Source organism: Bradyrhizobium sp. GW821-FHT12B03 (genome assembly GCF_058807535.1).
This window is the reverse complement of record NZ_JBXAQU010000002.1, coordinates 23,670-36,075: the sequence shown is the minus strand read 5'-3', so window position 1 is coordinate 36,075 and position 12,406 is coordinate 23,670. Positions and strand designations below refer to the sequence as shown.

The 12,406-nt window shown below is 63.8% G+C and carries 10 protein-coding genes; 4 read left to right on the top strand and 6 right to left on the bottom strand.

The window, feature by feature from the left end:
• The first annotated feature begins 160 nt into the window (after positions 1 to 160).
• Both AC1RUR_RS04270 and AC1RUR_RS04265 read left to right on the top strand, forming a co-directional pair.
• Positions 161 to 1,075 (top strand): alpha/beta fold hydrolase, encoded by a 915-nt coding sequence (locus tag AC1RUR_RS04270; RefSeq protein WP_492841674.1) that lies wholly within the window; start codon positions 161 to 163, stop codon positions 1,073 to 1,075.
• Positions 1,076 to 1,092: 17 nt separating this feature from the next.
• Entirely contained in the window at positions 1,093 to 1,542 is a 450-nt protein-coding gene (locus AC1RUR_RS04265) for an Imm63 family immunity protein (protein ID WP_492841672.1), read from the top strand.
• A 31-nt stretch (positions 1,543 to 1,573) separates the two neighbouring features.
• Here AC1RUR_RS04265 and AC1RUR_RS04260 read toward each other — a convergent pair whose 3' ends face one another.
• The 6 genes from AC1RUR_RS04260 to AC1RUR_RS04235 form a co-directional block, all read right to left on the bottom strand.
• Positions 1,574 to 2,248 (bottom strand): polyamine aminopropyltransferase, encoded by a 675-nt coding sequence (locus AC1RUR_RS04260; RefSeq protein WP_492841670.1) that lies wholly within the window; start codon positions 2,246 to 2,248, stop codon positions 1,574 to 1,576.
• 30 nt (positions 2,249 to 2,278) lie between these two features.
• The gene (locus tag AC1RUR_RS04255; RefSeq protein ID WP_492841668.1) at positions 2,279 to 5,515 is read right to left on the bottom strand and encodes a bifunctional cytochrome P450/NADPH--P450 reductase; all 3,237 of its coding nucleotides are present in this window, start codon (positions 5,513 to 5,515) and stop codon (positions 2,279 to 2,281) included.
• 129 nt (positions 5,516 to 5,644) lie between these two features.
• Positions 5,645 to 6,640: an alpha/beta fold hydrolase gene (locus AC1RUR_RS04250; protein WP_492841666.1), complete on the bottom strand. Its 996-nt coding sequence runs from the start codon at positions 6,638 to 6,640 to the stop codon at positions 5,645 to 5,647.
• A gap of 10 nt (positions 6,641 to 6,650) precedes the next feature.
• Positions 6,651 to 8,201 carry a WS/DGAT/MGAT family O-acyltransferase gene (locus AC1RUR_RS04245; protein ID WP_492841664.1) on the bottom strand — a complete coding sequence of 517 codons (1,551 nt, stop codon included), beginning with the start codon at positions 8,199 to 8,201 and terminating at the stop codon, positions 6,651 to 6,653.
• Positions 8,202 to 8,250: 49 nt separating this feature from the next.
• Complete coding sequence (locus tag AC1RUR_RS04240) at positions 8,251 to 9,054, bottom strand: esterase/lipase family protein (protein WP_492841662.1); 804 nt, start codon at positions 9,052 to 9,054, stop codon at positions 8,251 to 8,253.
• On the bottom strand, positions 9,054 to 9,311 hold the full coding sequence (locus tag AC1RUR_RS04235; RefSeq protein WP_280705298.1) for a DUF6489 family protein: 258 nt from the start codon (positions 9,309 to 9,311) through the stop codon (positions 9,054 to 9,056). The genes AC1RUR_RS04240 and AC1RUR_RS04235 overlap by 1 nt, the downstream gene beginning before the upstream one ends.
• A gap of 400 nt (positions 9,312 to 9,711) precedes the next feature.
• Between AC1RUR_RS04235 and AC1RUR_RS04230 the strand changes: the two genes are divergently transcribed.
• Together AC1RUR_RS04230 and AC1RUR_RS04225 are read left to right on the top strand one after the other, a co-directional pair.
• A complete protein-coding gene (locus AC1RUR_RS04230; RefSeq protein ID WP_492841659.1) occupies positions 9,712 to 11,310 on the top strand; it encodes an ABC transporter substrate-binding protein in 1,599 nt (532 codons plus the stop codon).
• Positions 11,311 to 11,424: 114 nt separating this feature from the next.
• Entirely contained in the window at positions 11,425 to 12,405 is a 981-nt protein-coding gene (locus tag AC1RUR_RS04225) for an ABC transporter permease (protein WP_492841657.1), read from the top strand.
• Position 12,406 lies beyond the last annotated feature (1 nt).

Sequence of the window (12,406 nt, the reverse complement as noted above, 5' to 3'; positions counted from 1 at the left end):
CGTCCTCCTGGTATCGAGAGCTGCGATGCCCTTCTTTTCGCCATACCACACCGTTGCGCGGTGGCGGTCAACCGGCAGGTCATTCGGTGCGGCGCACACGCTTCTTTGCGGCGTGAAACCGTGCGATACACGATCGATCAGAAGCCAAGGGAACGTGCCCGTGACCGCTCATCAGCCGCCCCAGACCGTCCGCGCCAACGGCATCGACATCTGCTACGAGATCTTTGGCAACGACAATGCCGAGCCGCTGCTGCTGATCATGGGGCTCGGCGCGCAGATGATCCATTGGGACGATGCGTTCTGCGAGCAGCTCGCCGTGCACGGCTTTCGCGTGATCCGCTTCGACAATCGCGACATCGGCAAATCGAGCCATCTCTCGGGCGGCAAACGGCTGACGCCGCTGGAGCTGTTGAAGCTGCGCTTCCTCAGGATTCCGGTGGCCGCGACCTACAAGCTGATCGACATGGCCAGGGACACGGTCGGCCTGATGGACGCGCTCGGCATCAAGTCGGCGCATCTGGTCGGGGCGTCCATGGGCGGCATGATCGCGCAGGAGGTGACGCTGTCGTTTCCCGAGCGCGTGCGCTCGCTGACCTCGATCATGTCGACCACGGGCAATCCGCGCGTACCGCCGCCGTCACGCGAGGCCGCAGCCATGCTGATGGCGCCGCCACCGCGCAGCAAGGAGGAATTCATTGTCCGCTACGGGCAGACCTGGAAGGTGCTGCGCGCCGGGTCGTTTCCAGAGGAAGAAGCGCTCGACCCTGATCGCGCCGAGCGCGTCTTTGCACGCGGGCTCAATCCGGCCGGCGTCGGCCGACAGCTCCGCGCCGTGCTTGCGTCCGGCAGCCGCAAGGAGCGGCTGCATGCGGTAAAGACTCCGACGCTGGTCATTCACGGCACCGTCGATCCGCTGGTCCGTCCCGAAGGCGGCCAGGACACCGCAGAGTCAATTCCAGGCGCAAAGCTGCTGATGATCGACGGCATGGGCCACGCGCTGCCGATGCGGTTCTGGCCAGAGATCATTCGCGCGATCGACAAGCATGCGCATGGGGCGGCGGCGCGGGCGGCCTGAGCACGAGCCGCCTGCGCATGAAAACCTTACAGGATATCGAGGCAGACGTTGCCGCATTGGCAACCCGGGTCGGCGCCAGTCGGGACGAGTTACCGACCTATGGTCGTTCGCGCGATCTCGGATATCCCCATGTCGAGGTCGAGGCCGGCTACTATCACTATGTGGTCGTCGAGCGCGGAACGGAAATCGATCGCCGGTCCAGCGCCGACTATAGTGATCTGCTCTATTGGATATTCAAGGATATCACTCATAGCCTCGCATTCTCCTACGAGTTGATCCATCGCATTGAGGACCAGGACTGTCGCCGCATAGCCTTTCCACGACAGATCGAACTCATGCGGCGCCTTGATGCGGACATGGGCAAGCGCCTAGAACAGGAGATTACCGATATTCTCAAACGTTCGCCTTACGATGACGAGCCAACCAAAGCCGTCAATCGGATGCGGCGAGACGGCAAACTCAGCTAGAACGCCGAGTGTGGGGCCGAGAGAGTGCGACCTAACTTTTCCTAGCCATCCAGATCACGTGCCGCGCACCACCACCCCTGCCGGTGGCGCGGACATTGACTTCATTGACGTCGAAACCGGCGCTGCCAAGACGTTTGGTGAATGCCGGATTGGGCCCCGACGACCAGACGGCGAGGACGCCGCCCGGCCGCAACGCCGTCTTGGCCGCCTTCAACCCGCCCGCATTGTAGAGTGCGTCGTTGCCCTTCCGGGTCAGCCCTTCCGGCCCGTTGTCGACGTCGAGGAGAATGGCGTCAAAGACCGACCGCTGCGCCCGGATGATTTCGCCGACGTCGGTCTCCCGGATGCTCACCCTGACGTCATCGAGGCTGTCACCGAAGACCTCCGCCATCGGGCCTCGCGCCCAGGCGACCACCGCCGGCACCAGCTCGGAGACCACGATCTTCGCTCTGTCTCCGAGCACGGTCAGCGCCGCACGCAGCGTAAAGCCCATGCCGAGGCCGCCGATCAGGACGACGGGTTTCGCGACCTTCTCGATCTGTTTCGCCGCCAGCGTTGCGAGCGCGGCTTCCGAGCCCGACAGGCGGTTGTTCATCAGCTCGTTGGTGCCGAGCTTGATCGAGAACTCCTTGCCGCGCCGCATCAGGCGGAGCTCTTCGTCGGAGCCGGGGATCTTGGCGGTGTCGAGTTTTTCCCAGGGAATCATGGGAGAGCTTTAGCACGATCGGGCGAACAATCACCCTCCCGCCCAGACGTCGAGCACATAGCGGTTCTTCGCGCCCATCTCCTCGATCCAGCGCGCAGCTGTCGCAGCATCGCTGCCGCTCTTCTCGCGGTGGATCGCAACCAACGCCGCCTTCACGTCGGGCTCCATCTTGCCGCCGTCGCCGCAGACATAGATGATCGCGCCCTGCTCGATCAGCGGCCAGACCTTGTCCTTCTGCGCGGCAAGCACGTGCTGCACATAGGTCTTCGGCCCGTCCGCGCGCGAGAACGCCGTGAATAGCTCGGTGATACCGCTTGCCGCCAGTGCCTTCAGCTCATCCGCATAGAGAAAATCCTGGTCGGGATGACGGCAACCGAAGAACAGCATGGCGGGCCCGAGGGCCGCGCCCTTCGCCTTGCGCGCGGCGCGCTCCTGGAGGAAGCCGCGGAACGGCGCGAGGCCCGTGCCCGGGCCGATCATGATGATGGGCACGGATGAATCATCCGGCAGCCGGAAGCCGGCCTTGGTCTCGCGCACGGTGGCGTAGACCACATCGCTCGCACGCCGGTTGGCGAGATAGTTCGAGCAGATGCCTTTGTAGACGCCGCGCCCGGAGGCAGCCGGCCCCTCGACCACGCCGACCGTGACGCTGCAACGCGCCGGATCGACCGACGGCGAGGAGGAGATCGAGTAATAGCGCGGCGCCAGCAGCGACAGCATTTCCAGATAGACGTGGAACGGCAATTCGCAGGCCGGATATTCCAGCAGCAGGTCGAACACCGATTTCCGCCTCGCCAGAATCTCGGTGCGGTAGCGCTCGGCCGTTTCAGGCTCCTCGCCGACGAAGGCCAGCAGCTTCGGCTTGGTGACCGGGCAGCGCGTGTGCTCGGCCATGATCTGGATCTGCTTGCGGGTCGCGACCTGCTGCAGCTCGACGAACTCGCTGAGCAGGCGGCCGACCGACACGGCCTCGCCGACCGGCAATTGCGCGCGGCGGCCCTCGGTGACCTGAAGCCTGATCTGGTCGGCCGGCAGGAAGCCGAAGCGGCGGGCGACCGAATCCACCAGCGTCGGATCGTTGCGCGGGACGACGCTCAAATGATCGCCGACACGGTAGGTGACGTTGGACGGCAGCTGCACCTCGATATGGCGCGTCGAGCGCTCCGACGGATTGGACCCGCTCTTGTTCTGAAGCTCGTCATTGACCAGCACCTTCATCGCCACCGCGCCGCCCTGGGCGACGATGGTGTTGACGGCCGTCACCGCGACAGGCTCGATCGCGTAGAGCGGATCGTCCTCCGCGGTGCGGGTGAAATTCCAGTCGATGCCGAATTCCTTGGTGGCAACCTGGGCGGCCGCCGGGAACCATTTCTGGAACTGGCCGTCGAGATCGCTGCGTGCATCGCCTTCGCCGCGCGGATAAACCGCGCGCGCACCGTGCTTGGACAATTGCTCGTCGATGAAGCGCGGCACCGATTGATAGGTCGCGGCCCAGTCGCTGTTGCCGCAGCCGAACACGGCGTAGCGCACGTTGGCGAAGGCATCCTTCGGCAGGTCGCCGCCGAGCCATTTGACGAACTGCGTCGCATTGTCCGGCGGCGCGCCGTTGTAGGAGGCGCAGATGATCAGCACGCCGCCCTCCTGCGGCAGCTTGCCGACGTACTCGTCGAGCGGCCCGAGATGCACGGCAAAGCCGTTGATCTCGGCGAGGTCCGCCATGCGCGTCGCCAGTTCCTCGGCGGTGCCGAGATTGGAGCCGTACAGCACCAGCATCGGCGTGTTGTGGCCGGGCCGGGCCGTCGGCTGGCGCGGCGCCTTCGGCGCCGAGGACGCAGCCGCAACAGGTCCGCCATAGGCGCCGCGCTCGCGATCGGCGCGCGGTCGAACCTTGATCTTGAAGCCTTCGGGCTTCATCGTCAGCGTTTCCTTCAGGTGCATCTGGTAGCGCTGATGGTCGATCAGCTTGAAGCGCTGGAGGATCATGCCGAGCGCGAGCGCGGCCTCGTGCATGGCAAAGCCGCGGCCGATGCAGGCACGCTGACCGTTGCCGAACGGCTTCCAGGCATTGATCGGCCGTTTCGCTTCCGCCTCGCGGCTGAAGTTCTCGGGATCGAACGCATCGGGATTCGGTCCCCAGACCGAGGGATCGCGATGCAGCGCCGTCACCAGAATGGTGATGAACGTGCCCTTCCTGAGCTTGTACTTGCCGCCGCCGATGGTCTCGTCGTTGAGCGGCGAGATGCCGTAGGCCGGCGCCGGTGGCCACAGCCGCAGCGCCTCTTTCAGGATCTGCGTGATGTAGCTGAGCTGCGTCACCTGCTGATAGGTCGGCCTCGCGTTGACATCCGGACCGAAGACGCGATCGACCTCGTCATAGGCCTTCTTGAGAATGTCGGGATGCTTCAGGAGCGCATAGAGCGTGTAGGACAACAGGCCGCTGGTGGTCTCGTGGCCCGCGATCAAGAACGTGTTGATCTGGTAGCGGATGTTGACGTCGTCGAGCTGCTCGCCGGTCGAGCGATCGACACCGGTCATCATCGCCGCGAGCATGTCCTTCTTGTCGTCAATCCCCTCTGCACTCTTGCGGCGCTCTGCAATGATCTCGTCAACCATCTTGTTCATGAAGGCGACGTCTTCGGCGAGCGTCTTGCGCCGCTTCTGCATCCAGATCTGTTCGAACGGCAGACCGCGCGTCATCATGATGGTTTCGAGCGAGCGCACCAGCGACTCGACGAAGGGGTGGTAGTCGCGCCGGTAGAACGAATTGAACCGGTACTCGAAGCCGCACAGGCCGATCGTATCCAGCGTCAGCGCGGTCATGTCGTGGACGACGTCGATCTCGTCGTCGGCGTTGAGCCGCTCCCATTTTTGGACCAGCTGCTCGGCGATGTCGACCATGCTCGGGTGATAGGACTGCATCGCGCGGTTGCCGAACGGCTGCAGCAGGATGTTGTGCGCCTTGCTCCAGTTCGGCTCCCTGGTGTCGGCCGTGAACAGGCCGTCGCCGCCGACCGCACGCACGCGCCGCAGCGCGCCGCGCACCGTCTTGTCGAAGCGCTTCTCGTCGGAGAGCTCGTCGACGAGATCGTGGCCGGAGACGACCACGATCGGCGCGCCCATCATGTCGAGCCAGAAGATCGGCCCGAGCTCCTTGGCGAGCCGCGTCAGATGCTGCACCGGGGCGGCCGAGTCCAGCGACAGCATGTTGCCGACCACCGGCTTGGTCGGCGGCTGCGGAATCGGATCCAGACGGTTCTTGGATGACATTGACGTGCGCTTCCCCCTGATCGCGTCATTCCGGGGCAATGCGCCGCATCGAACCCGGAGTCTCGAGATTCCGGGCTCGCCCTTCGGGCGCCCCGGAATGGCGTCTCATCTACATCGACGACTGGGTCGTTACCCAAATCGCTTTCTACGCCATTCGATCAGCTTGGCGCTGACCTCGTCCGGCTTCTCCTGTTGCGTCCAATGGCCGCTGTCGCGGACCAGATATTTTTCCAGATCGGGAATCAGCTTGTCCATGCCGTCGGCGGAAGACGGCGGCAACACTGCATCGTTCTCGGCCATGATCATCAGCGACGGCACGCGTACCGTATGATCGAGCCCTTCGGCGCGCACCCAGTTGCGCGACATGTTGCGGTACCAGTTGATGCCGCCGGTAAAGCCGGTCCTGATGAAATTGTCGACGAACACCTGCTTCTCTTCCGGCGACAGGATCGGCGCACGCGGATCGTGCTTCGCGTCATAGGCGGCAATCATCTGCGGAAACGCCAGGTTGAGCCGCGGCGAAGCGCCGACGCCGGCAACCACCTCCTCTGCCGGCGCGTCGGGCGGGCGCGGCGCCGGCTTGCGCATGAACGCATCGAAGGTCTGCTCGACGCGGCTGCCAAAGATCCTGTCGGCCTCACGCGACGGGTCCTGGAACTGCACGATGTACATCTTGTCGCCGAACCGCGCGCGCAGGAGCTCGATCGGATCGGCCCAGGCACGGTTGGTATGGGGAGTATTGATGCCGACCACGCCGGCGACACGGCTAAGATGCCGCAGCGGCATCTGCCAGACGATGAAGCCGCCCCAGTCGTGGCCGACGAAGATCGCCTTGTCGATCCCGAGATGATCGAGCAGACCGACGAGATCGCCGGTCAGGTGCTCGATGTCGTAGTCCTCGACCGGCTCGGGCCGGTCGGTCGCGCCATAACCACGCTGGTCCGGCGCGATCACCCGAATTCCGGCCTCGCTCAGCGCCTTGATCTGATGGCGCCACGAGAAGGCGAGTTCCGGCCAGCCATGGCACAGCACCACCGGCGGGGTGTCGGAGACCGGACCCGCCTCGTAATAGCCCATGCGGATTCCGTTCGTCTGCACGAACTTGAGCGGCGGCATTTCAATCATCGAGACACTCCTACTCGGCAGCGCCCTTGATGTCGGCAACTGGCGGCGCATAGGCCGCCTCCAGCGCGGCAAACTCCTCGGGCAGCATGTCGCACATCACCTGCACATGCGGAATGATGTTGGCGCCGACGATGAAGCCGAAATCGAGCTGGTCGCGATAGCTCTGCACGGTGATGTTGAGCGCCTGCCCGTGCGTCGAGATCGACACCGGGAAGATATGCAGCAGCTCGGCACCCGCGGCGTAGAGCGTCTGCCGCGGCCCGGGCACGTTGGACACCGTGATGTTGGCCGCCGGCGGCAGCACGTCCGACAGGTTCGAGCGGCTGTAGAGCAGTGCCAGAATCTGCACCATGATCGGCGCGCCCAGCATCGAGATGTTGGAGACCTGGGGCATCAGCGCGCGCAGCGGATGCGACATCTCCTTGGACTTGGTCGATTGCGCGATGATCGCCTCCAGCCGCGCCTTGGGATCGTCGACGTTCGTGGCGATCGCGCAGATCATGCCGAACACCTGGTTGTTGGCCTCGGTGTTGCCCTCCTCGCGCAGCGAGATCGGCACGGCGGCGGTCAAGGATTTCGCAGGCAGCGTGCCGTATTGCTGGAGGTAGCGGCGAACCACGCCGGAGGCGAGCGCGAGCACGACGTCGTTGAGCTTGCCGCCTGCCTGCTTGGCCAGCGCCTTCGCCCGCGACAGCGGGATCGACACGCCGGCGAAGCTGCGCTCCGAGGAGATGGTCTTGTTGAGCATGGTCGGCGGCGACACCATGCTGGCCAGGCTCTCGCGCGACTTCGGATCGGAAATCTTGCCGAGCACGTCCGAGACGCTCTTGACCATAGTCGGGATGTTGCCGGCAAAGCGCACCGCGCTCTCGATCTGGTACATCGCATTGTCGAACAGGATCGAGCCGATGTCGCTCTTGCCGGTGCGCGGCAGTTGCAGGTTCTTCGCGGCGGCCGAAGCATCGAGCGGCTGGCTGAAGAGCTGCTGATAGGAATCGAGCAGGTTGGCGGCGATGTCGCGCGGCTCCTGTCCGGGCTTGGCTCCCGCCGCCGGCGGATCGACCTTCCGCGGGACCGGCGAGATGTCGTAGATCATGTTGGTCAGCGCCGCGCCGGCACCGCCGTCGATGGCGGCATGGTGCATCTTGGAATAGAGCCCGACCTCGTTGTCCTTCATGCCCTCGAACACGTAGAACTCCCAGAGCGGGCGGGCGCGGTTCAGGAGCTTGGCGTGCATCCAGCCGACGATGCGTTCGAGCGTGGCGCGGTCGCGCGGCTGCGGCAGGCTGGCGCGGAAGATGTGACGGTCGATGTCGAACTGATCGTCCTCGACCCAGGAGGGATGATCGATGTCGAGCGGCGCCTTCTCCAGCCGCGCCTTCAGGATCGGCGCGATGTGCAAACGCGAGACGATCATCGCCTTGAAGTCTTCGAAGAAGTCGCCCTTGTAATCGTCGGGCAGGCGAAAGATCGCCATACTGCCCACGTGCATCGGCATTTCCGGCGTTTCCAGATAGAGAAACGACGCGTCCAGCGACGACAGCTTCTTCCCGTCAGCCATAGTTCCCTCCCGCAACAAGATGGACGGGCGCCTTGGGCGGCGCTTCTCGTCAGGCCGATATTGCCCGCTCCGGCGGGGCATATGCAATGGCAAACGGCCCTGCCCGGTCGAATGGCCAGAATTCCCCCTCCGGTTGCGCCAGGCGGTCCGCCACGGCCCACAGCGCTGCCGGGTTCACGCCGAGCCCGATATGGCTCGCCAGGTGCACCTCGATGTTCTCGGCGCGGTCCGAGGGGCGCAACAGACAGGTCCGCCAGTTCACGACACCGTCGGAGCGGGAATAGATCGACGTCGCCGGTACCGGCAGATCGCCGGCGATCGCCTCACGCAGTTCGGCAAAATCCTCGACCCGCTCGCCGGACAGCGCCTCGTAGAGCCGCGTGGCATTGGTCGCCCGCACATCGTTGGCAAAAGGACTGCCGAGCGTAATGACGTAGCGGACCAAGTCGGGCGCCTGGAGCGCGAGATCGCGGGCATAGACGCCGCCGAGGCTCCATCCGACCAGGCTGACCCTGCGCCCCGTCGCGGCATGGATCTCGGCGAGACGGGCACGCAGAGCTTCCCGCATCCGCCCCAGCCCACCGAGATTGCGGCCCATCCGCCAGGCATGCGCCTCGTAGCCGAGCTCGCTGAGATAGCGCCGCATCGGCGCCATCGAGAGATCGCTGGCGAGAAAGCCGGGCAGCGCCAGCACGGGATGACCGTCGCCCCTGGGCGCGCGCATCAGGAGCGGCGACAACAGCAGGCTGGCGTTGAACTCGAACAGCCCGCGGGCTTCGGCGAGCAGCAAACCAAGGCCCGGCGGACGCAGCCGGTCTGACGCTTGCGGCCCGTCGTCCCGCTCGGGCGCCATTATTTTTTCTTGTCGGTGCTGCGTGTTCCGCCGAGGCCGGCCATGGTGACGAACATGTCCTGAAACCGCTCGGCGAGCTTGGGATCGAAAGTGAACCAGCTCTGGATCAGCGATTCCGGCGAGACCTTGTCGATGTTGCTCAAGACCTGCTGCTGCAGCTTGTCCATGACGGCAATCTGCATCGGCGAGACGTCCGGCAATCCGAAGAACTGACGGGCTTCAAGGGGAGTGCAATCGATTTCGATGTTAACTTTCATGTCCCCTCCGGATGAGATTCGAGCGGCATGTCGGAGTATCGCCGCGACACGGTGTGCAACGCAAGCGACCTGAGGCGGGCTGCGGGGCGCCGGCTTCCGCGATCGGCGGGTATGGTCAATCAAATCGCTTGGCCGCGACCGTCGCGCGGATCGCTGAGACCGCGACGGCCGGCAGGGCCAGTTTCCCTTGGTCCCGAGACTTCACAGGTCGAAAGTCGAATGTCGCTCGCGCGCCGGCATCCCCTAGATTGCCGGTCAGCATTGCTGCACAGCGGTGCAACTTGGCGCGTTCCTTGCTGGAATGGCGCTTGCACGGGTCGAGAACTCTGGGCAACATGGATCGATCAGCCCCGCCGAACAATCAAAAATCACCGGCGCAGCAGAGTGGAGAGGGTCAAGAATGTCAGTCGGACGAAGTCTGTTTGCGGCGACGCTCGCCGGTATGCTTGCGTTGGCGGTCTCGCCGGCGTCGAGCCAGACGCTGCGCTACGCCAACCAGGGTGAGCTCAAATCGCTCGACCCCTACACGCTGAACGAGTCGACCACCAGTGCCCATCTCGGCCATGTCTATGAGGGCCTGGTTGCACGCGATAAGGACCTGAAGATCATCCCGGCGCTCGCCGAAAGCTGGGAGACGCCGGAGCCGACACGCTGGCGCTTTCACCTGCGCAAGGGCGTGAAGTTCCACAATGGCGACCCCTTCACGGCTGACGACGTGGTGTTCTCAGCCGAGCGCGTGCGAGCGAAAGGCTCGAATTTCCAGAGCCGCGTTCCTGCCGATGCCAAGGCCGTCAAGATCGACGATTACACCGTCGATTTCATCCTGAGCTCGCCCAATCCCATCCTGACGGCGCTGTGGGCGACCTGGTACATCATGGACAAAAAATGGGCAGAGGCGAACGATGCGGTGGCACCGACGCCCGCAGCGGCGACGACCCCGAGCTATGCCTCGCTCCATGAAAACGGCACCGGCCCCTTCACCATCGAGAGCCATCAGCCGGGCGTGAAGACCGTCTTCAAGGCCAATCCGAACTGGTGGCGCAAGCCGGAACATAATCTGAAGGAGATCGTCTTCACGCCGATCGCAAACCCGGCCACGCGCGTCGCGGCGCTGTTGTCGGGCGAGGTCGACGTGATCGAGCCGGTGCCGGTCCAGGACATCGAGCGCGTCAAGGCGAGCCCCAACGCCACGGTGCTGACGGGACCTGAACTCCGCACCATCTTCGTCGGCATGGATCAGGCGCGCGACGAGCTCCTCTATTCCAACATCAAGGGCAAGAATCCGTTCAAGGACGTTCGCGTCCGCGAAGCCGTCTATCGGGCGATCGACGTCGAGCTGATCAAGAATCGCGTCATGCGCGGACTGTCCACGCCGTCCGCATTGATGGTCGCACCAGAGATCTTTGCCTCGAAGGATTTCACCCGGCCGAAGTTCGATCCCGACGCCGCCAAGAAGCTTCTGGCAGACGCCGGCTATGCCGACGGTTTCGAGGTGACGATGGACTGCCCGAACGATCGCTACGTCAACGACGCAGCCATCTGCCAGGCGATCGTCGGCATGCTCGCCCGCATCAACATCAAGGTGGACCTGTTGGCGCAACCAAAGGCCCAGTATTTCGCCAAGGTGCTGAAGCCCGGCGGTTACAAAACCTCGCTGTACATGCTGGGCTGGACCCCGGATACGCTCGATTCCCAGAACGTGCTGCACGACATCATGGGCTGCCGGGACGATCCCAAGGATCCCAACCGCGGTGAGGCCAATCTCGCAGGCTATTGCAACAGGCAGTTCGACGAGATCGCCGACAAGGTTTTGATGGAATCCGATACGACCAAGCGCGATCAGCTGATCAAGCAGGCTTTCGAGGTCTCGATCAAGGACTGGGCCTATGTCCCGCTGCACCAGCAGGCGCTCGCCTGGGGCGTGTCGAAGAAGGTGAAGCTGACCCAGCGTGCGGATAACATGGTTATGTTGTACTGGGCGACCAAGCAGGACGAGTAGGTGTCGACAAGTTGTGAAGTCCCGGAAGCCATCGCTTCAAGATCTGGCTTCCGGGACTTGCTGTTTCGGGCTAACGCGATGATGCGTGCCACTGAAGAGATGTGAAAGGAACAGATGCTCGCTTTCACACTGCGCCGGGCCATCCAGGCCATCGGCGTCATGATTGCGGTCGGGATCATCTCGTTCTCGATGTTCCGCTTCGCCGGCGATCCCGTAAATCAGATGGTCGGGATGGATACGTCGAGCGCCGAACGCGCCGCGATCCGCAAGTCGCTCGGCCTCGACGATCCCGTGATCGTGCAGTTCGGCCGCTATATCGGCAACGCCGCGCAGTTCAAGTTCGGCGTGTCCTACCAGTTCCGCCTGCCGGTCACCAATCTGCTGATGGAGCGGATGCCCGCGACGCTGGAGCTCGCGATCTGCGCCACCATCTTCGCGATGGTCACCGGCATCCTGATGGGAGTCTATTCGGCGCTGCGCCGTGACAGCTGGCTCTCGCATATATTCCAGGCCGTCTCGCTGATTGGCATCTCGCTGCCGACCTTCCTGATCGGCATTCTCATGATCTACCTGTTTTCGGTGACGCTCGGCTGGCTGCCCTCGTTCGGGCGGGGTGACGTCGTGCATATCGGCTGGTGGACGACCGGCCTTCTGACATTGTCCGGCTTGAAAGCGTTGATCATGCCTTCGATCACACTCGGCTTGTTCCAGATGACGCTGATCATGCGGCTCGTCCGTGCGGAGATGCTGGAAGTCATGCGCACCGACTATATCCGCTTCGCCCGCGCCCGCGGGCTCACCACGCGGGCGATCCATTTCGGCCACGCGCTGCGCAATACGATGGTTCCCGTGATCACGGTGGCGGGGCTACAATTTGGCTCGGTAATTGCTTTCGCAATCATCACCGAGACCGTGTTCCAGTGGCCGGGCATGGGACTCCTGTTCGTGCAGGCCGTTCAGAACGTCGATATCCCGATCATGGCGGCCTACCTGATGATGGTGTCGCTGATCTTCGTCACCATCAATCTCATGGTTGATATCCTCTACACCATCGTCGATCCGCGGCTGCGCTCGACGGTCAGCCGGGCGCACTAAG